The sequence below is a fragment of the Pseudomonas sp. AK-TSAG1-1 genome, assembly GCF_056821665.1.
On sequence record NZ_CM165965.1, the window covers coordinates 4,974,225 to 4,996,497 of the forward strand.

A 22,273-nucleotide genomic window follows, 5' to 3' on the forward strand; every position below is an offset into this window, starting at 1 on the left:
CCTTAGTGTGCTGATCGTCGAAGACGACCCCCATGTGCTGCTCGGCTGTCAGCAGGCACTGACCCTGGAAGACATCCCCTGCATCGGCGTCGGCAGTGCCGAAGAAGCGCTGGAGCGGGTCGGCGACAACTTCGCCGGCATTGTCATCAGCGACATCCGTCTGCCCGGCATCGATGGCCTGGAACTGCTGACCCGCCTCAAGCAACGCGACCGCAGCCTGCCGGTGGTGTTGATCACCGGCCACGGCGACATCTCCATGGCCGTCGGCGCGATGCAGAAAGGCGCGTACGACTTCATGGAAAAACCCTTCTCGCCTGAGCGTCTGGTGGACGTCGCCCGGCGTGCGCTGGAGCAACGCAGCCTCGCCCGGGAAGTCTCCTCGCTGCGGCGACAACTGGCCGAACGCGATTCTCTTGAGGGCCGCATCATCGGCCGTTCGCCAGCGATGCAGAACCTGCGCGAACTGATCGCCAACGTCGCCGACACCTCGGCCAACGTGCTGATCGAAGGCGAAACCGGCACCGGCAAGGAACTGGTCGCGCGTTGCCTGCACGACTTCAGCCGCCGCCACACCAAGCAGTTCGTCGCGCTGAACTGCGGCGGCCTGCCGGAAAACCTGTTCGAAAGCGAGATCTTCGGCCACGAGGCCAACGCCTTCACTGGCGCTGGCAAGCGGCGCATCGGCAAGATCGAACACGCCGACGGCGGCACGCTGTTCCTCGACGAAGTGGAAAGCATGCCGCTGCCGTTGCAGATCAAATTGCTGCGCGTCTTGCAGGAACGCACCCTCGAACGCCTCGGTTCGAACCAGAGCGTGGCGGTGGATTGCCGAGTGATTGCAGCGACCAAGTCCGACCTCGACGAGGCGAGCAAGGCCGGTGAGTTCCGTAGCGACTTGTACTACCGCCTCAACGTGGTAACCCTGGAATTGCCGCCACTGCGCGAGCGTCGCGAAGACATCCTGCAGCTGTTCGAACACTTTACCCAGCAGTCGGCGCTGCGTTTCGACCGGGTGTTGCCGGATCTGGACAACCAGACCCTGTCGAACCTGATGAGCCACGATTGGCCGGGCAACGTGCGTGAACTGCGCAACGTCGCCGAGCGCTTCGCCCTTGGCCTGCCAGCGTTCAAGAAATCCGGCGCCAGCAGTGGCGGCCAGGGCCTGGCGTTCGCCGAAGCGGTGGAAGCGTTTGAGCGCAATCTGCTCAACGACGCCCTGCAGCGCAGCGGCGGCAACCTGACCCAGGCCAGCCTGGAACTGGGCATGGCCAAGACCACGCTGTTCGACAAAGTGAAAAAGTACGGGTTGAGCCACTGATGGATCTGATTCTCAAAGCCGCCCTTGGCGCGGCAGTGGTGGTGATTCTCGCCGCGCTGTCGAAAACCCGAAACTATTACATCGCCGGGCTGGTGCCGCTGTTTCCGACCTTTGCCCTGATCGCCCACTACATCGTCGGCAAGGGCCGCTCGATCGACGATCTGAAGGCGACCATCGTGTTTGGCATGTGGTCGATCATTCCGTACTTCATCTATCTGGCGACGCTGTACGTGATGGTTGACCGGATGCGGCTGGAGGCCTCACTCGCGGTGGCGGTTGTCGCTTGGTTGATCGCGGCAACCGTGCTGGTCTCGGTCTGGGTACGCCTGCACGCCTGAGGCAGCGGCTGGCCCGTCCCTTGCATTTACCCCCAAAGCCCTGCCCGGCTGGCGCTCATGATCGATGAGGCCGGTGTCTGGCAGGGTCTGCCAAGGGTGAATAGCGACCTTGAACATTTTAGATCTCGACCACAGCCTGACTGCCCAGGCGCCCATTGCGCGACTGCTCGACAGTGGCCGTGCCAAACGCCTGGACCTGCTCGACCTCGGCCCGAAACTCAGGCTCTGGTCCAGCGAACGCACCTGGCGGCGTTTTGCCGAACGCTTGCAGCAACGACCGCGGCACAGCGGCCCGACGCCGGAAATCTTCTTCGTCGGCTCCGGTGATTATCATCACCTGACCCCGGCGTTTCTCACCGACCTGCCCGAGCCGGTCAGCCTGATCCACTTCGACAACCACCCCGACTGGGTGCGTTTCGCGCCGCGCCGGCATTGCGGTTCATGGGTCAATCAGGCGCTGAAACTGCCGAACATCCGCCGCATCGTGACCCTGGGGCCGTGCAGCGATGACCTGCAAAACCCGCAGTTGAAGGGCGCTAACCTCGCGGCCCTCAGACGTGGGGTTCTGCAACTGTTTCCGTGGCAGCACGCGCCCTCCAAAGTCTGGGGACGCATCGGTGACGGCGCCGGGCATGCACAGCAGGAAAACATGCTGCACTGGCACAACCTGTCGCAAGTGGACTGGCCCCTGTTCCTCGACAACATGATTGCCAGCCTGCCGACCGATGCGGTGTGGATCACCATCGACAAAGACGTGCTCGCCAGCGAAGACGCCGCGACCAATTGGGATCAGGGCGGCATGCGCTTGAGCCATATGCTCCAGGCCCTGCGCGCTCTGGCGGCGAGCAAGCGCATCATCGGCATCGACATCTGCGGCGAGTACGCCCGACCGGCCTTCAGCAACCTGCTCAAACGCTGGGAGGCGAAGACCGACCAGCCACCGGCCGAACGCTGGAGCGACGCCGATATCCTGCGCAATTCGGCGACCAATCAAGCCTTGATCGAGCTGTTCGAGGAGTTGTTTCCATGACGTTCACCGTGATTGTGCTGGTGGCCCTGTCCATCGTTCTGGACGTGGTTGGCCAGCTCTGTTTCAAACTGGGCCTGGACCGGATACCGGAGCTGGAAGGTGGTTTTCGCCTTCAGCTTTTCTGGGGGCAGGTGTTCAACGCGCCGCTGCTGTGGGCCGGGATCGGTGCTTACGCCGTGGAGTTTTTCGTCTGGCTCGCAGCCCTGTCGCGGGCACCGCTGAGCCTGCTGTTTCCGGCAGCGGCACTGGCTTATTGCGGTGTGGTGCTGGCAGGCAAACTGGTGCTCGGTGAAACCGTCAGCCGGCGGCGCTGGATGGGCACTCTGGTGATTACGGCGGGCGTCATGCTCGTGTGTGCCGGCCATGTCTGAAGTTCGCCTGGAACTGCAAAGGAACGACGCGATGCATTGGCTGCACGGGCGCCTGGGCACCGTTGTGCTTTGGGCGCTGCTGATTATTCTGGAAAGTGGCGGGCAGATCGCAAGCAAGGTCGGCGGCGATCAGTTGGGCCAGGTCGACTTCACCCTGCAATGGCTGCAAGGCATCGTCATGACGCCCGGCGTGTGGGTGGCGATTGCCTGCTACATCGGCGCGTTTTTCGTCTGGATGCTGATCCTGCGACGCAGCAGCCTGTCACTGGCGTTCCCCTTGAGCTCGCTGGTATTTGTCGGTGTGCTGCTGGGGTCGTGGCTGGGGCTGGGCGAGCAGATCAGCCTGCTGCACTGGGTTGGCGTGGCAGTGATCATGGGTGGGATTGCCCTGCTTGCCGAAGGCGAAGAGCACTAAACGCAATGACCGGTAAACCGCTCCCGGCGAGAGCGGTTTACCGGCGGGATCAATCCTTGCGGTGATCCAGCAGAAAACCCAATCCGTGCGCCAGCGCAATATCTTTCACTCCCGCCTCCTGCTGCTGCCGCGCAATCTGCCGGTGATAAGCCTTGACCTGCGTCCAGTGCATTTTCGGCCGATAGTGGTGCTCGGCGTGATAGCCGTTGTTCATCCACAACAGGTTATACAGCGGACTGTAGGCACTCACGCCCCAAGCGATCGGCAAGTCCGGGTTGCCGCCAAAATGCTCGTAATAACCGTTGAGCGACGACAGCGCCTGGCCCAGATACCAGAACGGCAGCAGCACCAGCACCGCTTGCCAGTCGTACACCGCCAGCAGCAGATAAAACGCCACCGTCATATAGATTTCGACCTGAACCCAGCGCGCATCCTTCGGGCGTTTGCGGCGCATTTGGGCGTAGATCGGTTTGGGATCGTCGCGAAAAAAACTCAGAAAGGTGTAAGACCAGGGATTCTCCGGCTGACCGTTCTTGCCGCGCAGATAAATCGACAGCGGATCAATGGTCTTGCCATCCGCCCCCGGCCGATCCGAATTGCCACGATGGTGCCGGTTGTGGATATCGCGATAGAGGGTTTGCGAAAAACCGATGGTCAGCGACAACAGCAGGTCGAACGCCCGGTTCATCCACCCCGCAGTGAAATAGGCGTTGTGGATCTGGTTGTGGGAAATGCTGTTGATGCTCCACGACAGGCTGATCGCATAGCCCAGCGCCAGCGGCACAAACGCCCACCAGGACAGGTCGTGAAAGGCCGCAACCAGCCACAGGACGAAAGCGAAATGGGCCAGGCCCAAAGTGATGGGGATCAAATCCCACAACGAATGAGCCAGCAGACGGTAAGCAGGGCGAGCCATGAAGAACATCCTGAAGGAATGGATTCGACATGGCTGTCTGCAAACCGCAGACCAATTCGCCCGCGTGCGTAATCAGTCGAACTTGTAGGCGATGGCCGCCTGCACTTCGCCCTGATTGGTATCGCCCACCGCTTTGACGATGCTGCTGTCCGCCGCCGAACGGGTCAGGTGAATCCAGCTCGCGCTGGTGACCAGCGACCAGTGTGGCGCCAGGGGAAATTCGAAACTCTGGGTCAGCGCCACGTTCTGCAAACCGCCGCCGGCGTTGTACGCGCGGATGCCCGAGGCCTGCGCCTCGCGATCACTGACACCAAAGAAGGTCTGGGTGCCCTGCGCATCGGCAAAATGCGCGGTCAGGTTGCTGCTGCCGATCACCCCGCCGCCCAGTGGATAGCCAATTTCACCGCCCACTTTGCCAAACACGCCGCCCTGCCCGCTGCCACCGCCGACGGCCTGGCCAACGAAGGCGAATACGCGCCAGAAATCGGCCGGAGCGTATTGCACGAAGCCGCCAGCCTCGGCCATGTCGGGCACATCACGCAGGCCGCGCAACTCGCCGTTGGCGGTGCGCCCGGACAAGTAATTCAGATACGGCCCGGCACTGAAACCATTGGTTTTCAAGGCACTCCAGGTCAGGCCATCGTCAGTACCGAGGCTGACATCGCCCCAGTCCAGATCCAGATACGGGATCGGCCGGGTTTCATAACGGCTGCCGGTCGGATCATGGGGTTGATATCCCACCCCGATTCCTGCTTCACCTGTAATGCCATCCGCCAGTGCGGCCCCGGAAAAGCAGGCCAGTGCGCTCAATAACGCCAGTGTCTTCCTCTGCATGAGGTCATTCCTTTTCTGAACTTGCGCGCATCAATCCCCGGATAGAGCCCTTGGCGCAAGCACTCATGTTGTTTGTAGCAAGCTACAAAAATTGTAGCTCCACTTTACGAAAACCGCGCATCGCCCCCGCCAGCACGGGGCTTTGGCCAATTGGCACAGTCCCTGCTCCCACCCTTGCCAGGCGCAGACCGCGCACCCTGACAACTGCCTCGACCCTACAGGTACTGCAGATGATTGACTGGCATATCGTGTGTGATTTCGACGGGACCATCACCCGTACCGATGTGATCGACAGCATCCTTGAACGCTTCGCTGACCCGAGCTGGGAAGCCATCGAAAACGAATGGCTGGAGGGCAGGATCGGTTCCCGTGAATGCCTCAGCCGTCAGTTGGCGCTGATCAAGGCCACGCCTGCGCAATTGCTCGAATTTTTCGACAGCATCGAGATCGATCCCGACTTCCCTGATTTCGTCGACCACGTGATCGGCCTCGGCGCTTCGCTGGAAGTGGTCAGCGACGGCATCGAGCAAGGCATCGCACGGATCCTCGCGCGCAACTACGTGACCCTGCTGCCGATCCTCGCCAACCGCCTGCGGCAGATCGACCACGACAAGTGGCGCATCGACTTCCCTTATGCCAGCGACGCCTGCCGCGCCGCGTCCGGCAACTGCAAATGCAAGTCCACCCCCAGCAGCAAACGCGTGCTGGTGATCGGTGACGGCCAATCCGACATGTGCGTGGCCTCCACCGCCGACTTCGTATTCGCCAAGGATCGCCTGGCCGAGCACTGCGAGCGCAACGGCATTGCCTACGCGCGCTTCGACAGCTTCGCCGAACTGCCCCAACTGCTGGCCCGCCTGCCTCTGGCCCCGGCTGCCAACGCCGTTTCTTTCAGCACCGAATCCACTTCTGAAGCACAGGAAACCCTGCACCATGTCTGATATCCGCATTGCGACAGCCGAAGACCAAGTCCTTCTGGAAAAAGAAGCCAAATACTGCTCCTACGGCGACACCGTTCACTACATCGAACCGCCGCGCATCTTCAGCCGCTGCGAGGGCTCCTACGTCTGGGACACCGAAGATCAGGCCTACCTCGATCTGCAGATGTGGTACTCGGCAGTCAACTTCGGTTACGCCAACCCGCGCCTGAACAACGCGCTGAAACAACAGATCGACACCCTGCCGCAGATTGCCAGCCAGTACCTGCACAAGGGCAAGATCGAGCTGTCGGAAATGATCGCGGTCGATGCCAAGAACAAGTTCGGTCTCGACGGCCGCGTGCACTTCAACGTCGGCGGCTCGCAGTCGATCGAGGACTCGCTGAAAGTCGTGCGCAACGCCACCAACGGCAAGAGCCTGATGTTCGCCTTTGAAGGCGGCTACCACGGGCGCACCCTCGGTGCTTCGTCGATCACCTCCAGCTACCGCTATCGCCGCCGCTACGGCCACTTCGGCGAGCGTGCACAGTTCATCCCGTTCCCGTATCACTTCCGCGGCCCGAAAGGCATGACCAAAGAAGAGTACGGCAGCCACTGCGTGCAGCAATTCGCACGGTTGTTCGAGACCGAATACAACGGCGTCTGGGACCCGAAAGTCGGCCAGAGCGAATACGCAGCCTTCTACGTCGAGCCGATCCAGGGCACCGGCGGCTACGTGATTCCCCCGATGAACTTCTACAGCGAACTCAAGCACGTGCTCGACCAGCACGGCATCCTGATGGTCGTTGATGAAATCCAGATGGGTTTCTATCGCACCGGCAAGCTGTGGTCGATCGAGCACTTCGACGTCAAACCCGACGTGATCGTGTTCGGCAAAGCGCTGACCAACGGCCTCAACCCGCTGGGCGGCATCTGGGCCCGCGAAGAGCTGATCAACCCGAAAGTGTTCCCGCCAGGCTCGACCCACTCCACTTTCGCCTCCAACCCGTTGGGCACGGCGGTGGGCCTGGAAATGTTCAAGATGACCAGCGAAGTCGATTACGGCGCAATGGTCATGGCCAAGGGCAAATACTTCCTCGACGGCCTGCAGGACCTGAAAAAACGCTACCCGATCATTGGCGATGTCGACGGTCTGGGCCTGGCGCTGCGCTGCGAGATCTGCACCGAAGACGGTTTCACTCCGGACAAGGCCACGCTCGACTTCATGGTCGAGGAAGGCATGAAGGGCGACATCGAAATCGACGGCCGCCGTCTGGGCCTGATCCTCGATGTGGGTGGCTACTACAAGAACGTCATCACCCTCGCGCCGTCGCTGGAAATCAGCTACCCGGAAATCGATCTGGGCCTGGCCCTGCTCGATCGCCTCCTGCATCGGGCGATGAAACGATGATCGACTCTGAGATCGACATGGGCGAAGGCAACGCCGGTTTCGTTCTCGGCAGTGGCGAGGTCGCGGTGTTGTTGATCCACGGCCTCACCGGCACCCCGACGGAACTGCGTCGGGTGGCCGTGGGCCTGGCGAAAGCCGGGCACACGGTCTACGTGCCGACCCTGGCGGGGCACTGCGGCGGCAATGCCGACCTGCAGGCCACTGGCTGGCGCGACTGGTACGAAAGCGCGCGCAACACCTTCGTTGGCGTGCGCCGCAAGCACCGCAAGGTCTACGTCGGTGGTTTGTCCATGGGCGCGGTGCTGTCGATGTACCTGGCGGCCGAACACCCGGGGCAGATCGAGGGCTTGCTGCTGTACTCGACGACCCTGCGTTACGACGGCTGGAGCATCAACAAACTGGCATTCCTTACCCCGTTGCTGATGAAAATCCCGTTCGGCGTGCACTTGTGCAGCTTCGAGGAAAAACCGCCTTATGGCATCAAGAACGAGCGCCTGCGCGCCATCGTCGAACGCCAGATGAAGGAGGGCCAAAGCAGCCAGGCCGGATTGCTCACCATGGAAGGCGTCACGGTGCGCGAACTGCACCGGCTCAACGCCGTGGTGAAAAAAAGCATGCCGTCGATCACCACGCCGGCGCTGGTGCTGCATTCCATCGAGGACGACATCACCAGCCGCTGGAATGCCGATTACGTCGAACGCAAACTCGGCGGGCCGGTGACCAAAGTGTTGCTCGACGACTGCTATCACATGATCACCGTGGATTTGCAGTACCGCCGTGTCGTGGAATTGAGCGCCGATTTCATCCAGCGTGGCGTGATGCCGCCGCTCGCTGATCCCGGAGTCTCGCCGCTGGAAACCCGGCAACTGGCTTGAGCAGTCGCCGCCGTCCGTATCAATGCGACTCGCCGACACAAGGAACCGACGTGATCACCGCTCAAGCCTTTTCAACCATCGAAGCAATCGATCGCTCTGACTGGAATGACTGCTTCGCCGATGAGCTGGAAGACTGGGATTACTACCGCGCGGTCGAACGGGCGGGGATTGACGGTTTTCACTGGCGGTATCTGACCCTGCACGAAGACGGCCGGCTGATCGCGGCGGCCGTGGCGTTCACCACCGCCTACTCGCTGGACACCACGCTGCAGGGCACGGGCAAACGCGTCAGCCAATGGCTGCGTCGGCGCCTGCCCGGGCTGTTCGACATTCGCCTGTATGCCCTCGGCTCGCCCGTGGCCGAGCAATGCCATGTGGGTACGGCGTCGCACGTTGATCAGGCTCAGCGCCCCTCGTTCCTCGCGCAATTGCTGGCGCTGGCGAAACAGGACGCCGATCAGCTCGGCATCGGCCTGTTCGCGGTCAAGGATGCCTCGCATCGCGATCCCCAGTGGCTCAAGGTGTGCCGCCAGGCCGGTTTGCAAAGCATGCCGGGCCTGCCCGGCGCCGAGTTGCCGATCAGTTTCGCCTCGGTGGATGCGTACCTGGGCAGCCTCGGTAAATCCACGCGCAAGGACCTGCGCCGAACCTTGCGCAACCACGGCCCGCGCATCGAATGGCGACGTTCGGTGCACGACTTGCTGCCACGGATGATGGAACTCTACGAAGCCACACTCGCACGCAGTGACCTGGCCTTCGAATGCCTGCCAGCGGCGTACTTTCGCGAAGTGCTCAATCACCTCGATGAGCGGGCAGCGTGCGTGCTCTACTGGGTCGGTGACGAACTGGTGGCGTTCAATCTGGTGCTGCTCGACGGGCGTCGGATGGTCGACAAGTTCTTTGCCCACGATCTGGCCCGCACGCGCCAGTACAACCTGTACACCCGTAGCTGGCTGTTCAATGTCGACTACTGTATTGAACACAAACTGGCGATCTACGCATGCGGACAGGCCGGCTATGCCAGTAAGCTGCGCCTGGGTTGCTCGTTTGTCGGTAACACGGTGTTCTTCCGCCACCGCAATCCATTGGTCGACCGACTGTTGAGACTGGTGAAAATGTTTGTTCGACCGGATCGCTCCGACCCTGCCATGGCTGCTGCAATAAGCGAAATCCAATGATCAATGACCGACGCGCCACGCCCCGACCTTTCGCCCTCTCAGGCTGGAGCCTGCAACGCAAACTGGTGCTCGCGTTCTGGCTGGTGAGCGTGATTCCGACCATGATCGCCGCGGAGCTGGCGGCCACCACGCTGTCGCAGATCTTCGACAGCAACGTGCGTATCTGGCTGCAGGAATCCTCGAAGATCGTCGAGGACGAAATCAGTGAAATCCTGCGCGAAAACGCCCGCGCCGCGAAGTTGTTCATGCGCCACACTCGCCCGCCTACCGATCGCCAGTCCGCCAGGCACGACAAACTGACCGCCGACATCGCCGACTCCATGGGCATCGATGTGGTGACGCTGATCCGCAACAGCGATAACAAAGTGGTGTTCAGTACCGCCGACGACAACATCGTCAGTCAGATCAGCACCGCGCCCAAGGCCGTACTGCAGACCCTGCAAGTCGCCGGCGTGGCCACCGGCACGGTGATTTCAACCTTCGAAACCGACCAGGGCGGGGTCGACTACAAGCTGATCATCGGCACTTATCTGGACAACAGTTTTCTGACCAGCGTGGCCGATGTGCACTCGCTGGATCTGCGTCTGTACCTGGCCAAGGGCGATGACTTTTCGGAGATTTTCTCGACCCAGCGCTTCCAGGATCACCCCTCGCAAGTGCCGAAGAAAATCGAACAGACCCTGCGCGAGACCAAAGGCCCGTTCGAACAATTCACCAATAACTACAGCGGTATCTACCGCCCGATCTTCAACGAAAACGGTCAGTTGCAAGGGGTGATCTTCAGCGGTCTGCTGCGCCACACCAGCCTCGTCGGCCTGGTCAACCAGAGCAACCTGTTCATCCTGATTTTCCTGCTCAGCTCGGCGGCGTCACTGGCGGTCGGCTGGCTGGTCTCGCAGCGTCTGACCAAACCGTTGCGTGGGCTGGCCAGAGGCGTACAAGCAGTGATCGCAGGCGATTACCATCAGCGCCTGCGCGTGAATGGCGGCGACGAACTGGCAGAACTGAGCAGCACGTTCAACCACATGAGCGAGCGTCTGGAAGAGTTGCAGCATCTGGAGTCGCAACTGCGCCGCCGCGATCGCCTGCATGCACTGGGTGAAGTCGCCATGGGCCTGGCCCATGAAATCCGCAACCCGCTGGGCATCATCAAGACCGCCACGCAACTGCTGCATCGACGTGCTGACCTGCCGGAAACCGACAAGCGTCATCTCGAATACGTGGTCAAGGAAGTCAGCCGCATCAACGACCTGATCACCGAGTTCCTCGACTTCGCCAAACCCAGCGCGCCGATCCGTGCCACCCAGTCAGCCCGTGCACTGGTGGATGAACTGGCCGGGTTCTGCGAGCCGGAACTGGCTAGCCACAACATCGACCTGCACATCGACGATCAGGCACCCGGCGCCACGCTCTACGCCGACGCCAAACAGCTGAAACAGGCCGGCCTGAACCTGATCGTCAACGCCATCGACGCGATGCCCGACGGCGGGCGCCTGACCCTGAGCATCGCCAGCGATGCCAAATACACCATCATCAGCGTTGCGGACACCGGCCAGGGGATTGAGGCCGACATGCTCGAACGGATCTTCACCCCGTTCGTCACCACCAAGGCTTCGGGCACCGGCCTGGGGCTGGCGAAAGTGTTTTCGGTCATGGAAAACCACAACGGGCGCGTCGAGTGCGTCAGCGAAAAAGATGCCGGCGCCACCTTCAGCCTGTACATTCCGGCCAATGGCGAGGATTTCGACGAGACCGACGATGACGCATAACATTCTGGTGGTGGACGACGAACCGAAACTCTGTGACCTGCTGGCCTCGGCCCTCGGTCAGAACGGCATCAGCGTGTTCACCGCCGGCAATGGCCTGCATGCGCTCAAGGTGCTGGAGAGCGAAGACATCGACCTGCTCATCAGCGACTGGCGCATGCCCGGCATGGGTGGCCCGCAGTTGCTGGCGGAAGTGAAAACCCGCTATCCACAGATGCCGGTGATTGTCATGACCGCCTACAGCACGGTGAAAAATGCCGTGGAATCGATGCGCAACGGCGCGTTCGACTACATCGCCAAGCCGTTCGACATCGACGAACTGGACATCACCGTCAGCAAGGCCCTGCAGTTTCGCGACATCCTCAAAGACAACCAGCGCATGCGCGCCGAACTCGACGAACATCAGCAGATCGACAGCCTGATCGGCGACAGCCCGAGTTTCCGCAGCGTGCTGCAAGCGGTGGACTCGGTGCGTGAGAGCACTGCGACCGTGCTGCTCAGCGGCGAAAGCGGCACCGGCAAGGAAATGGTCGCCCGGGCCATCCACAAACATGGCAATCGCGCCGACAAACCGTTCGTTGCAGTGAACTGCGCGGCGATTCCCGAGGGGCTGCTCGAAAGCGAAATGTTCGGCCACCGCAAAGGCGCATTCACCGGCGCCGTGGCTGATCGCATCGGGCGTTTTCAGCAGGCCGACAAAGGCACACTGTTTCTTGATGAGATCGGCGAAATGCCGCTGGCGCTGCAGGCGAAAATCCTCCGTGCCCTGCAGGAACGGGTGATCGAGCCGGTGGGCGATACCAAGGAACGCAAAGTCGATGTACGGGTGATTGCCGCCACCAATAAAGACCTGCTGCAAGCGGTGGCCAACAAGGAGTTTCGCGAGGACCTCTACTACCGCCTCAACGTCTTTCCCATTCCCCTGCCGGCGCTGCGCGAACGGGTCGAGGACATCGCGCCGCTGGCCCGGCATTTCGCCCTCACGCTGGGCGCCGCCGCCGGCAAGCGCATCAGCGGTTTCAGCGCGCAAGCCTTGCAGGCCATGACCCGTTATTCATGGCCGGGCAACATTCGCGAACTGCAGAACTGCGTGGAGCGCGCGACCATCGTCGCGTCCGCCAACATCATCGAAGAGCAGGATCTGCCGGCGTACCTGTTCGCCGCACAAGCCTCTGACAGCAGTGGCCCGCTGAGCGAAATCAACGGTGTGCCGGCGGATCTGGACGCGGCGCTGGCCGAAGTCGAGAAAGCCTATATTCTCGCGGCCCTGCAACAGAGCAACGGCGTCCAGGCCGCCGCTGCGCAGTTGATCGGGATCTCCGAGCGCAGCTTCTGGTATCGCCTGAAGAAGCTCGGGATCCACGTCGACAAGATCGTGCGTTGAGGGCTGGGGCTTTAGCTGACGGTGCCGCCCCGGGCTTCACTCATGATCTGCCGGATCGCCCCGACAAAGGTGTCCACCGGCTGCCCGCCCGTTACGGCGTACTGACCGTTGAAGACCACGGTCGGCACCGAACTCACGCCGCGTTGCAGCCAGAGTTGCTCTTCTTCGCGCACCTCATCGGCAAACTCGTCGGAGGCCAGTATCGCCGCCGCACGCTGGCGATCCAGACCGACGCTTTCGGCAATCTGCGTGAGTTGTGCGTGATCAGACGGATTGCCGCCATCGGTGAAATAGGCCTTGAACAGCGCCTCCTTCAACGGCAACTGCAAACCTTCAAGCCCGGCCCAGTGCAGCAGCCGGTGTGCATCGAAGGTGTTGTAGATGCGGCTGTTGCCGTCGGTGCGAAAAGCGAAACCGACGTCGGCGCCACGGGCACGGATGGCTTCGCGGTTCTTCTGCGACTGCTCGGCGGTCGAGCCATATTTCTGCTGAATGTGCTCGGTGATGTTCTGCCCCTCGGGGCCCATCTTCGGGTTCAGTTCGAACGGCTGGAAATGAATCTCGGCCTGCACTTCATCGCGCAGGATCTCCAGCGCCTGCAGCAGCCCGTACAGACCGACAACGCACCAGGGGCAGGACACGTCGCTGACAAAATCGATTTTCAGAGCGGAACTCATCACACACCTCGCAGACGGAAAACGTGCGGAAAAGTCTGCACGATACACCTGCCCAGCATTGCACTGACAGTGATGGCCCCTTCGCGAGCAAGCCCGCTCCCACATTGGAATGCGGTGCCCCTGTGGGAGCGGGCTTGCTCGCGAAGAGGCCCGAATCAACACCGCCAAGACCTCGCCTACAGCAGACTACCGCTGGAAGGGAAATCGGGCGGAAACGTCTGCGCGATGCACCTGCCCGGTATTGCGCTGACAGTGATGGCCCCTTCGCGAGCAAGCCCGCTCCCACATTGAAATGCGGTGCCGCTGTGGGAGCGGGCTTGCTCGCGAAGAGGCCCGAATCAACACCGCCAAAACCTCGCCTACAGCAGACTACCGCTGGAAGGGAAATCGGGCGGAAACGTCTGGGCGATGCACCTGCCCGGTATTGCACTGACAGTCATGCCCCCTTCGCGAGCAAGCCCGCTCCCACATTGAAATGCGGTGCCCTTGTGGGAGCGGGCTTGCTCGCGAAGAGGCCCGAACCAACACCGCCAAAACCTCGCCTACAGCAGACTACCGCTGGAAGGGAAATCGGGCGGAAACGTCTGCGCGATGCACCTGCCCGGCATTGCACTGACAGTGATGGCCCCTTCGCGAGCAAGCCCGCTCCCACATTGAAATGCGGTGCCCTTGTGGGAGCGGGCTTGCTCGCGAAGAGGCCCGAACCAACACCGCCAAAACCTCGCCTACAGCAGGCTACCGCTCGGACGGAAATCGGGCGGAAACGTCTGCGCGATGCACCTGCCCGGTATTGCGCTGACAGTGATGGCCCCTTCGCGAGCAAGCCCGCTCCCACATTGGAATGCGGTGCCCTTGTGGGAGCTTGCTCGCGAAGAGGCCCGAACCAACACCGCCAAAACCTCGCCTACAGCAGACTACCGCTGGAAGGGAAATCGGGCGGAAACGTCTGCGCGATGCACCTGCCCGGTATTGCGCTGACAGTGATGGCCCCTTCGCGAGCAAGCCCGCTCCCACATTGAAATGCGGTGCCGCTGTGGGAGCGGGCTTGCTCGCGAAGAGGCCCGAATCAACACCGCCAAAACCTCGCCTACAGCAGGCTACCGCTCGGACGGAAATCGGGCGGAAACGTCTGGGCGATGCACCTGCCCGGCATTGCACTGACAGTCATGCCCCCTTCGCGAGCAAGCCCGCTCCCACATTGGAATGCGGTGCCCCTGTGGGAGCGGGCTTGCTCGCGAAGAGGCCCGAATCGACACCACCAAAACCTCGCCTACAGCAAGTTACCGCTTGCAACCGGTTCGATCTGCGCCCAGTGCGAGGTGTCTTCACGGTGCTGCTGCAGATACGGCAACACCGCCGCCAGCAATGGCGCCTTGAACGCCTCCTGAAAACGATGAGCCAAGCCCGGAATCAGTTTCAACTGACTGCCGCGAATATGCGCCGCCAGATGCACGCCGTGCATCACCGGCAGCAACGGATCGGCCGTGCCGTGCACCACCAGGGTCGGCACCCGCAGCTGATTGAGCAACGCCACCCGACTCGGCTCGGCGAGGATCGCCATGATCTGGCGCTTCACACCTTCAGGGTTGAACGCCCGGTCATAGGCCACCGCTGCCTGATGCAGCAACGCCTGTCGGTCATCAGTGACCGCCGGACTGCCGAGTGCTGCCAATAGATCAGCCTGCTGCTCCAGCGCCACCTCGCGACTCGGCGCACCGCGTCGCGCCAGCAGTTGCACCAGCGCCGCACTCGGTGCCGGCAAGCCTTCGGCGCCAGAACTGGTCATGATCAGCGTCAGGCTTTCCACCCGTTGCGGTGCCATTGCTGCAAGATGCTGGGCGATCATCCCGCCCATGCTCGCGCCCAGTACGTGGAACTGCTCGACGTGCAGCGCGTCCATCAAGCCCAGCGCATCATCGGCCATGTCGGTCAGCGAATACGGCGCAGACACGGGCAGGCCGAGCTTGTAGCGCAGCACTTCAAAGGTCAGGTTGGCCTCGGCCGGCGCCTGACGCCAGGTCGACAAGCCAACGTCACGGTTGTCGTAGCGGATCACCCGGAAACCCTGCTGACACAACGCAACCACCACTTCGTCCGGCCAGTGGATCAACTGCCCGCCCAGCCCCATGACCAGCAACAGTGCCGGATCCGAAGCACGGCCAATGCTCTGGTACGCCAGGCTCACCTGCGCCAGATCGACCCGCTCGGTCGGTACATTGACGTCGCAACGCGAAGCCGCCATCGACGGCAGGCCGAACAGCAGCGCGGCCAACAGAAAAAATAAACGCATGGAAAAACACCGAAACGCAGAACCCCAGTAGAGCGCGAGTCTGATGAAGTTTGTTCAAGCGCGCTGCCACAGTTGCATGACAGTTTAATGAAGATTGCCGAGCGGTCATTTTTTCCGTCAGCCGCAACCGTCCGTCGCAACTGTCATTTCTGTCAGTAGTGCACATACCGGCTTTTCGTTGAACTGAGACCAGGACACCACAATCAGTCCTGGAGGAAAGTTGATGAGAATCTGGATAGTTGCACTCGCACTGTTGCTCTCTGCTTGCAGCACCCCACCGATGGAGGTCACTCAGGTAGTGCAGACGCGCTCGGGGGGCGGGGGCGACCTCGGGGTCGGGGCCGGGGTCGGGGTCGCTGCCGAACTGCAAAAGCGCTATGACGAAACCATCAGAATGTGTAACGGAGCCCCCAGCCAGCCAGCCTTTCTCTGCTCCGGCCTGATGTTACGCGCCACCGATATCCCGAACGGTTTCCATGTCTGGGACCCGAGTCCCGGCGCCATCAAGCTGGGCGGAATGTCGTTCTCCTTTTTCCGCGCAGACGCCAGTTTCAAAAAAATGCCCTGGGACCGGAACAACGGCTACATCATTTACCCGGTATTGAAACGCCCGGTGGGTACTTTGCAAACCATGGTGCTGTGTGTGTTTCCCATCGACGGCGCGACATGGGGCCGGGATAAACCGGGCTGTGGTGCATCCGATGTTTACCCCGTCGTCAGTAGACGCTGCCAGTCCCAGAACATCACCACGGCCGAACAGTGGGTCCGCCACAGCTTCACCCCAAACGTCGATTATTTCCGCTATCAGTGCAGCTTCGATGTGCGCGACCAAATGAATGAACTCGCCGCCAACTCGTTTTATCAAGCCATCCGCGCGATCGCGCTGAAGCCCGTCGGGCTGCCGGCGTTCAATGATTTCAGCGAACTCATCATCGAAACCTGGCCGGCAGGTATCCCGGCAAAACTGCCCATCGAAGCGTTCTTCTATGTAGATAACGGGCTGGCCGTGGCGAAGCATAACCAACGCGACTTCTACAACGAATCAAAAGGCAAAATCGTCCCGATCATAAAACTGACGATGCCGACCTCTACCCAGAAGGCGCGGTTTGAATTCCGACAACAAGATCAGGACGTCGCTGAGTCCCACTTGCCTTGATCACCCGAGGTCATTGCTGATCGCCCATGACCTGAGGTGGACACCCACCGAAACGAATGCGCGATCAAGCGATAACTATGTACCGCAAGGCGCTGTGACGGCTCGCTTCTAATGGCATGTATGCCCGGAATTTCCGGCCTGCATGCCTTTTGGAGCGTTGTCGCATGTCCCACGCACTGCCCCCTGAAACGGTCGATTTCGGCCTTGATCAACGGCTACAGCCAAACGTCGATCAAAATCTTCACCTGTTGGCGACGGCTCGCTTGAACGACTGTCACCAGCAATGGCTGGAACTCATGGCCCATCACCCCCAGCAGCCCGAAAGCGCCTGGTGGGGTGCCCGCGCGCCCGGCACTGCAATGTCGCGGCGCGAGCATGCCCTGAGCCTCTATCACTTGCATTTCGAGGCCGCGATTCAATTGGCGGGGGCCGACGGCAAGCTCGACACCGCACAACGACACAGGCTGGCGCAACTCCTCACACCCTCGAACAAAATCGCGCTGGGCCTGCGGGTCGCACAACCGGTACTCAATCGTGTCGATAACAGCCGTCTGCGCTTGTACGGCACGTTGATGATCCAGCTGGAGGAAACGGTGCAGCTGCTGTACCTGCCCGCACACCCACAACCACTGATCCGTTTCGAGCAGCAGACCGATCTTGAACGCTGGCTGATTGACCAGCACCCAAATCCGCTACGCACCACCTCGCTGGACCTCATCGAATTCGGCAACGATCCGCTCAACCGGGGAGTTGAACCATTGATGTCCACGTCGGCAATCACCGGCGCCAACTGGACCGTGCTCGACACATTTTTCCCTGTCGCGCCCACTCTGCCGCAGAGTGCCGGACAAACCGTCGATGAGGTCGCGCCATTCGGCTTGCTGGTTGCCGACATTCCCCTGGATCTGCGCCGGCAAACGCTGGCGCTTGAACAGCACGCGCTCGACCGCTGGTTGGGTGACAGCGAGCCAAACAGCGCACAACGCCAGCAACTGGCGCAGCAGTTCGACGCGCTGAGCGAAGCCCGCCAAGCCGGTCATGATGCAGCCTCGGCACTGCTCGACAGCCGCGACCCGCTGAAAATGCTCGAACTGCGCCATGCCACAAATGTGCATTACCACGCCCTGCTGCAGGCTCGAATCGCGGGGCTGCGCATCGAGGTCGAACTGCAACGGCTACTCAATCACCTGACCGTCGAGGAGCACCGGCGAGTCATCGCGTTGCTGGATGCGCCCGAGCGCAACCCTCAGTTGGCCGACGGGGTGGTCGCACGGGTGTCGTTGTCGGCGGCAGACCAGGAGCTTACCCACATCGAGGACCTGCCTGGCGTACTGGTCATCGCCACGGCTTTGGTGCTGCAGCCAGGCTCGACCGAAAGCCTGCTGCTCTACTGGCCGGGTCAGTTCGGCGGATTGCAGCGCTTCGATTCGCGTCTGGCGCTGGAGCAGAACCTGTTCAAGCGTTCGCCCAATGATCACGAACTGGCCCTGCACCTGACGCCACTCAATGGCGACCCGCTCGCCTGGTCGCTTGATCAACAGCTCTATCAGTGCGAACAACAAGCCGCGCAGATCCTGCACGACAACCCGCTGCCCGCGCATGTCCGCGAGCGCAACAGCGAAATCGAAAAGCTGCGCGAACAACACTTGCCGCGCCTCACGCTGCCGCTCGCGCAGGCCCGTGAACGGGCATTTGCCGAACGCCAGGAGCAAGACCACAGCGCCGCGCTCGCCGGCAACCTGCCCGCATGGTTCAACAACGTGGACGGCGCGCACCGTACACGGATCAAAGTGCTGATCAGCCGCTACCTCGTCGCCATGCGACGCGCCCATGCCTTGTTCGAGCGCGAACTTCCACCGCGCCAGGCCTTCGCCGAAAAACGCCTCGACGCCCGATTGCGCACAGACTTCTCGCTGGGTACAAGTGTGACCGTGAGCCTTGATCTGCCCGACGCCACGGCCTGGCAAAAAACCGTGATCGAGGGTGCAGCACCCGGCACACCGCAACGCAATATCCTGACGGCCAGTGCCAGGCGCAGCGACATCAGCCTCGAACAACTGGCCCAGGACAACATCGATCAGGACATGTGGTGGCGCCTGTCGTTCATGCAGGTCAAGGTCAGCGCCGGGGACGACGCCGATCGGCGGAACGTCGAGGCCGGGCTCAACCCGATCTACTTGCGCAAACTGGTGACGGAACTGGATCTGGCCGGACGTTACGAAACGCTGATTCGCCAGACGTTTTTCGGCGCGCCGGCAGAACCTGCATTCCAACAGGCCTGGCGCCGCGAATGCCTGAGCGAACCGTGGCGCCTGATGCTCAAGTTGCAAGGCGAGTTCGCCTGTCTGCAAGGGCACATCGACACGGCCGGCCATGACGTGCTGAAGATCGCTATCGACGCGGCAACACCTGAGGCTTATGCGGTCGATGACCAGCGCATCGCGCTGCTGCCGGCGCACCTGACGGTCGGCGGTGAGGACACCCTGCATCAGGGACCGAGCACGCTCACCGGCGTGACGTTCATTGTCGAACAGACCGCCGGCCTGACCCTGCTGTATCTGCCTGACAGCAGCGACGCCATTTTCCTGCGCCAGTACGAAACACTGGAACAGGCGCGTCTGGACCTGTTCAAGCGTTGCGTGGACAGCAAAATGGTCAACTATCTGGCCGGACGCGTCCTGAACGGCGATTTTGCCAGTCACGTCAGCCGGATCGACCAGGCGCAACTGCGCAACTTCGATGCCCTGATCGGCGTCGGGGCAGCGTGGCCCGCAACGACATCGCTGGCTGACCATCTGCTGAACGTGCACATGGGCCGGTTGCTGGAAGCCCATCGCAGCAGTTCGCGTTCCAACGATGCGTTGCATCTGGAGCGCTGCGCCTTGAAGTCCGGCGCGCTGTTCAATTACCTGAAAATGGCCATCGGCATGCTGCCGTTCATCGGCACGGCAGTGGCCCTGTATGACGCCTGGAACAGCGCCAATCTGGCCGTGGCGGCATTCTTGCGAGGTGAGATCGGCCAGGGTCTGGCCGAGGTGGAGGCGGTGCTGCTGTCACTGATCGATGCAGCAATGGACGTGCTTCCGGGGACGGTCTCGGTCCCCGCAGCCGCACGTCTGGCAACCCGTAGTCGGCAACGTGCAGCACTGGGTAAAACAGCCGCACTGCCGACCTCCTGGCAATGGTCCCGACAGTCACTCGACCGCTTCAAGGGCTACGAGTACGAACACGAAATTTCCCTGGCCGGCCTGCGCGCCAACACCCACGGCGTGTACCGCAACGTCTACCGCCATGCCGATGGCGACTTCATCGTCCGTCAGGGCCGTATCTATCGGGTCCAGCTCAGCGATGCGCCACGCGGTTGGAGACTCTACGGCACGTGGATTCGCGGCTACAAACAGCCGATCGCCCTCGACGAAAGCGGCCAGTGGAACACTCACTACGCAGTGTTCGGCACCGTGATGGAGGGCGGCGGTGCAGGCGGTGGCGCCGTACTCGGGCATCTGGCCGACGGCATGGACCCGCTCTGGCCTGCCCCGATCCGCCAGTGGTTGCCGCGCTGGTGGACTGATCGACAACTGCGCAGACAATTGACCCTGACCAATACCGCCGACGCCTACATCCGGCGCCTCGATACCCAGACCCGCGCCACCAATCAGTTGCTGGAGCACTACCAGAAACTCGCTTTCAGCGAGCGCAAGCCCTTGCAGGCAGCCGTCGACGCGGCGTGCGTCAATGACCTCCACATTGCCATCGCCCAGTACCAGAACCTGACCGAACTTCTGCCCCTGAGCCACGGCCGCAAACGTCTGCAAATCGAGGACATCCGGAGCCGCTGCGCCTGGATCGTGGTAGACCGCGCCATTCAGCGCATCAGCGTCGCCCGCGACCGCTTGCTCGACCACCTGAACCGGATCGACGATCTGGTCGCCGAATCCGACGCCACACGGTTTGACGACATCGCCACCCATATCCAGCTGATGGCTCGGCGCAAGCTGATACGCAAGAAATTCCTCAGCGAGTTCGATCACCTGCATGTGCTCACCGAGCAGGCCAACCTGTGGAATAACCGCATCACCCTCCGCGCCCAGAAAGCCAAAATGGCAAAAGACATGACCGCCATCAACCGTGACCTCGGCCAAAGCACGCACGATTACCTCAGAACCGCGCACCTGCTGGAAATCATTACCCGTTACGACGCTGTCGCCGACCTGTCCTGGGTGTATTTCCATACCCAGATGAAAGGCGCGCGGGTCAAGGTCGGGCGTGCGCTGTTGACCCTGCATCACCTGTCCGAGGTTCACGCCAGTCTGGCCCAGCGCAATCGGGTGATCGAAGATTGCCTTGAGATCTACGCCGGTTTCCGGCGCCAGCTCAACGCCTGGACGCTTGGCTATGCGCAGCATCTGGACCAGGAGCAAATCGGCCTGTTTCTCGATGGTTTGACCAAGGTCGAAGAACAGGCACGCCATGCGATCAGACAACGTCCACCCATCAAGGCGAAAGAGCCTGGCGGCAGGCAACTGTTCGAAACCGAGGACAACCAGTTGCTGATCGGCACAGAGATAATCGATGCCGGCACTCGCCAGAGACGCTTCACCGTGGAAGGCCTCGATGGTTTTCGCGAAACCTGGCTACCGCGCTCCAGCGGCAAGTTTCATCTGCAAGTGCAATCGCCCCCTTCCACACCGTCGCTACCCACCGATGTTCGTCCCTTGCTGGTCGAAGCCAGGCAACGGCTCACCGCTGTCACGGCCTACAGCAACAAGGTGCAGGGCTACGCCCGCCAGAACATGCTGCCGGTAGATCTGGAGCACATGCTTGGCAGCGAAGCCACGGAGTTGAGCACCCGCGCGCAAGCTATCGAGCGGCTGTCGCCGGCCGAGCCGGTGGTGCAGCAATTGCGCGACAAGGCGCGCGATATGCGGCGAGCGGGACGCACCTTGCGCATCGAGCAGTCACTGCGCAGCAAGACGCCCGGTGAAGGCTATCTGGACTATCTGCTGCAAGAGCAAGTGGTGGATATCCGCAAGGAAGGTTCGCTTCGGCCGCTTGGCAAACGCACTGACGGACGCAAGGACTTTCTCCAGGAATATGAGGTGCGCGACCTCACCGCCACCCCGCCAAACACGCTGTGGTACGCACACTTTCACTACACCTCGGACACCGTCCCGTTCCACGACTTCGTCAAAGCTCATCTGAAACTTCCAGCGCAGCGCAATCTAGGCCTGCAATGGCAGCAGGCCCAAGCCGCCAGCGGCGCTCAGGTCGAGGCGATCTGGCGCGGTGATATCGGAAAACCGCTGGGCATCCAGCATTTCGCCAACCTCTAAGACAGAAAAACGGTGGGGCACGCGAGGTGCCCCGCCACACCTTCAGCGGTCGACAGTCCCGCCA

General features: G+C 61.6%; 17 protein-coding genes. 13 read left to right on the forward strand and 4 right to left on the reverse strand.

Annotation, left to right across the window (positions count from 1 at the left end; translation table 11 throughout):
• Positions 1-37 precede the first annotated feature (37 nt).
• The 5 genes from aauR to AC1UK9_RS22485 all read left to right on the forward strand — a co-directional run bounded on the left by aauR (position 38) and on the right by AC1UK9_RS22485 (position 3,472).
• Positions 38-1,318, forward strand: coding sequence for a two-component response regulator AauR (gene aauR / locus AC1UK9_RS22465; RefSeq protein WP_482580517.1), 1,281 nt, complete (start codon positions 38-40; stop codon positions 1,316-1,318).
• 8 nt (positions 1,319-1,326) lie between these two features.
• On the forward strand, positions 1,327-1,656 hold the full coding sequence (locus AC1UK9_RS22470) for a GlpM family protein (RefSeq protein WP_178082099.1): 330 nt from the start codon (positions 1,327-1,329) through the stop codon (positions 1,654-1,656).
• 109 nt (positions 1,657-1,765) lie between these two features.
• The gene (locus AC1UK9_RS22475; RefSeq protein WP_473013456.1) at positions 1,766-2,686 is read left to right on the forward strand and encodes an arginase family protein; all 921 of its coding nucleotides are present in this window, start codon (positions 1,766-1,768) and stop codon (positions 2,684-2,686) included.
• On the forward strand, positions 2,683-3,057 hold the full coding sequence (locus AC1UK9_RS22480; protein ID WP_025112397.1) for a DMT family transporter: 375 nt from the start codon (positions 2,683-2,685) through the stop codon (positions 3,055-3,057). The genes AC1UK9_RS22475 and AC1UK9_RS22480 overlap by 4 nt, the downstream gene beginning before the upstream one ends.
• Entirely contained in the window at positions 3,050-3,472 is a 423-nt protein-coding gene (locus tag AC1UK9_RS22485; protein ID WP_473013457.1) for a DMT family transporter, read from the forward strand. The genes AC1UK9_RS22480 and AC1UK9_RS22485 overlap by 8 nt, the downstream gene beginning before the upstream one ends.
• A gap of 49 nt (positions 3,473-3,521) precedes the next feature.
• Here AC1UK9_RS22485 and AC1UK9_RS22490 read toward each other — a convergent pair whose 3' ends face one another.
• Positions 3,522-4,388 (reverse strand): fatty acid desaturase family protein, encoded by an 867-nt coding sequence (locus tag AC1UK9_RS22490; RefSeq protein WP_025112399.1) that lies wholly within the window; start codon positions 4,386-4,388, stop codon positions 3,522-3,524.
• A 72-nt stretch (positions 4,389-4,460) separates the two neighbouring features.
• Positions 4,461-5,222: a MipA/OmpV family protein gene (locus AC1UK9_RS22495; RefSeq protein WP_025112400.1), complete on the reverse strand. Its 762-nt coding sequence runs from the start codon at positions 5,220-5,222 to the stop codon at positions 4,461-4,463.
• 230 nt (positions 5,223-5,452) lie between these two features.
• Between AC1UK9_RS22495 and AC1UK9_RS22500 the strand changes: the two genes are divergently transcribed.
• Genes AC1UK9_RS22500 through AC1UK9_RS22525 form a run of 6 tightly spaced genes read left to right on the forward strand, consistent with a single transcriptional unit; the run spans position 5,453 to position 12,753 of the window.
• Positions 5,453-6,163: an HAD-IB family phosphatase gene (locus AC1UK9_RS22500; RefSeq protein ID WP_025112401.1), complete on the forward strand. Its 711-nt coding sequence runs from the start codon at positions 5,453-5,455 to the stop codon at positions 6,161-6,163.
• A complete protein-coding gene (locus tag AC1UK9_RS22505) occupies positions 6,156-7,550 on the forward strand; it encodes an aspartate aminotransferase family protein (protein WP_025112402.1) in 1,395 nt (464 codons plus the stop codon). The genes AC1UK9_RS22500 and AC1UK9_RS22505 overlap by 8 nt, the downstream gene beginning before the upstream one ends.
• Positions 7,547-8,425 (forward strand): alpha/beta hydrolase, encoded by an 879-nt coding sequence (locus AC1UK9_RS22510; protein ID WP_025112403.1) that lies wholly within the window; start codon positions 7,547-7,549, stop codon positions 8,423-8,425. The genes AC1UK9_RS22505 and AC1UK9_RS22510 overlap by 4 nt, the downstream gene beginning before the upstream one ends.
• 50 nt (positions 8,426-8,475) lie before the next feature.
• The gene (locus AC1UK9_RS22515; RefSeq protein ID WP_025112404.1) at positions 8,476-9,603 is read left to right on the forward strand and encodes a GNAT family N-acetyltransferase; all 1,128 of its coding nucleotides are present in this window, start codon (positions 8,476-8,478) and stop codon (positions 9,601-9,603) included.
• Positions 9,600-11,372, forward strand: coding sequence for a sensor histidine kinase (locus AC1UK9_RS22520; protein ID WP_482578523.1), 1,773 nt, complete (start codon positions 9,600-9,602; stop codon positions 11,370-11,372). Before AC1UK9_RS22515 ends, AC1UK9_RS22520 begins: the two co-directional genes overlap by 4 nt.
• The gene (locus AC1UK9_RS22525) at positions 11,362-12,753 is read left to right on the forward strand and encodes a sigma-54-dependent transcriptional regulator (RefSeq protein WP_025112406.1); all 1,392 of its coding nucleotides are present in this window, start codon (positions 11,362-11,364) and stop codon (positions 12,751-12,753) included. The genes AC1UK9_RS22520 and AC1UK9_RS22525 overlap by 11 nt, the downstream gene beginning before the upstream one ends.
• An 11-nt stretch (positions 12,754-12,764) precedes the next feature.
• Here the strand turns inward: AC1UK9_RS22525 and AC1UK9_RS22530 are convergent, their stop codons facing one another.
• Positions 12,765-13,430, reverse strand: a complete 666-nt coding sequence (locus AC1UK9_RS22530) for a DsbA family oxidoreductase (protein ID WP_482578524.1) — start codon at positions 13,428-13,430, stop codon at positions 12,765-12,767.
• A gap of 1,270 nt (positions 13,431-14,700) precedes the next feature.
• Complete coding sequence (locus AC1UK9_RS22535) at positions 14,701-15,720, reverse strand: alpha/beta fold hydrolase (protein WP_482578525.1); 1,020 nt, start codon at positions 15,718-15,720, stop codon at positions 14,701-14,703.
• A gap of 223 nt (positions 15,721-15,943) precedes the next feature.
• On the opposite strand from AC1UK9_RS22535, the gene AC1UK9_RS22540 reads away from it, so the two are divergent.
• Together AC1UK9_RS22540 and AC1UK9_RS22545 are read left to right on the forward strand one after the other, a co-directional pair.
• Positions 15,944-16,876 carry a hypothetical protein gene (locus AC1UK9_RS22540; protein ID WP_482578526.1) on the forward strand — a complete coding sequence of 311 codons (933 nt, stop codon included), beginning with the start codon at positions 15,944-15,946 and terminating at the stop codon, positions 16,874-16,876.
• A gap of 164 nt (positions 16,877-17,040) precedes the next feature.
• On the forward strand, positions 17,041-22,209 hold the full coding sequence (locus AC1UK9_RS22545) for a dermonecrotic toxin domain-containing protein (RefSeq protein WP_482578527.1): 5,169 nt from the start codon (positions 17,041-17,043) through the stop codon (positions 22,207-22,209).
• The last annotated feature ends 64 nt before the right edge of the window (positions 22,210-22,273 follow it).

Bases quoted from the DNA above. Each gene is read 5' to 3' on its own strand.
- AC1UK9_RS22520 (WP_482578523.1), top strand. From the start codon at position 9,600: ATGATCAATGACCGACGCGCCACGCCCCGACCTTTCGCCCTCTCAGGC.
- AC1UK9_RS22535 (WP_482578525.1), bottom strand. From the start codon at position 15,720: ATGCGTTTATTTTTTCTGTTGGCCGCGCTGCTGTTCGGCCTGCCGTCG.
- AC1UK9_RS22485 (WP_473013457.1), top strand. From the start codon at position 3,050: ATGTCTGAAGTTCGCCTGGAACTGCAAAGGAACGACGCGATGCATTGG.
- AC1UK9_RS22545 (WP_482578527.1), top strand. From the start codon at position 17,041: ATGTCCCACGCACTGCCCCCTGAAACGGTCGATTTCGGCCTTGATCAA.
- AC1UK9_RS22495 (WP_025112400.1), bottom strand. From the start codon at position 5,222: ATGCAGAGGAAGACACTGGCGTTATTGAGCGCACTGGCCTGCTTTTCC.
- AC1UK9_RS22510 (WP_025112403.1), top strand. From the start codon at position 7,547: ATGATCGACTCTGAGATCGACATGGGCGAAGGCAACGCCGGTTTCGTT.
- AC1UK9_RS22525 (WP_025112406.1), top strand. From the start codon at position 11,362: ATGACGCATAACATTCTGGTGGTGGACGACGAACCGAAACTCTGTGAC.
- AC1UK9_RS22530 (WP_482578524.1), bottom strand. From the start codon at position 13,430: ATGAGTTCCGCTCTGAAAATCGATTTTGTCAGCGACGTGTCCTGCCCC.
- AC1UK9_RS22490 (WP_025112399.1), bottom strand. From the start codon at position 4,388: ATGGCTCGCCCTGCTTACCGTCTGCTGGCTCATTCGTTGTGGGATTTG.
- AC1UK9_RS22480 (WP_025112397.1), top strand. From the start codon at position 2,683: ATGACGTTCACCGTGATTGTGCTGGTGGCCCTGTCCATCGTTCTGGAC.
- AC1UK9_RS22540 (WP_482578526.1), top strand. From the start codon at position 15,944: ATGAGAATCTGGATAGTTGCACTCGCACTGTTGCTCTCTGCTTGCAGC.
- AC1UK9_RS22500 (WP_025112401.1), top strand. From the start codon at position 5,453: ATGATTGACTGGCATATCGTGTGTGATTTCGACGGGACCATCACCCGT.
- AC1UK9_RS22505 (WP_025112402.1), top strand. From the start codon at position 6,156: ATGTCTGATATCCGCATTGCGACAGCCGAAGACCAAGTCCTTCTGGAA.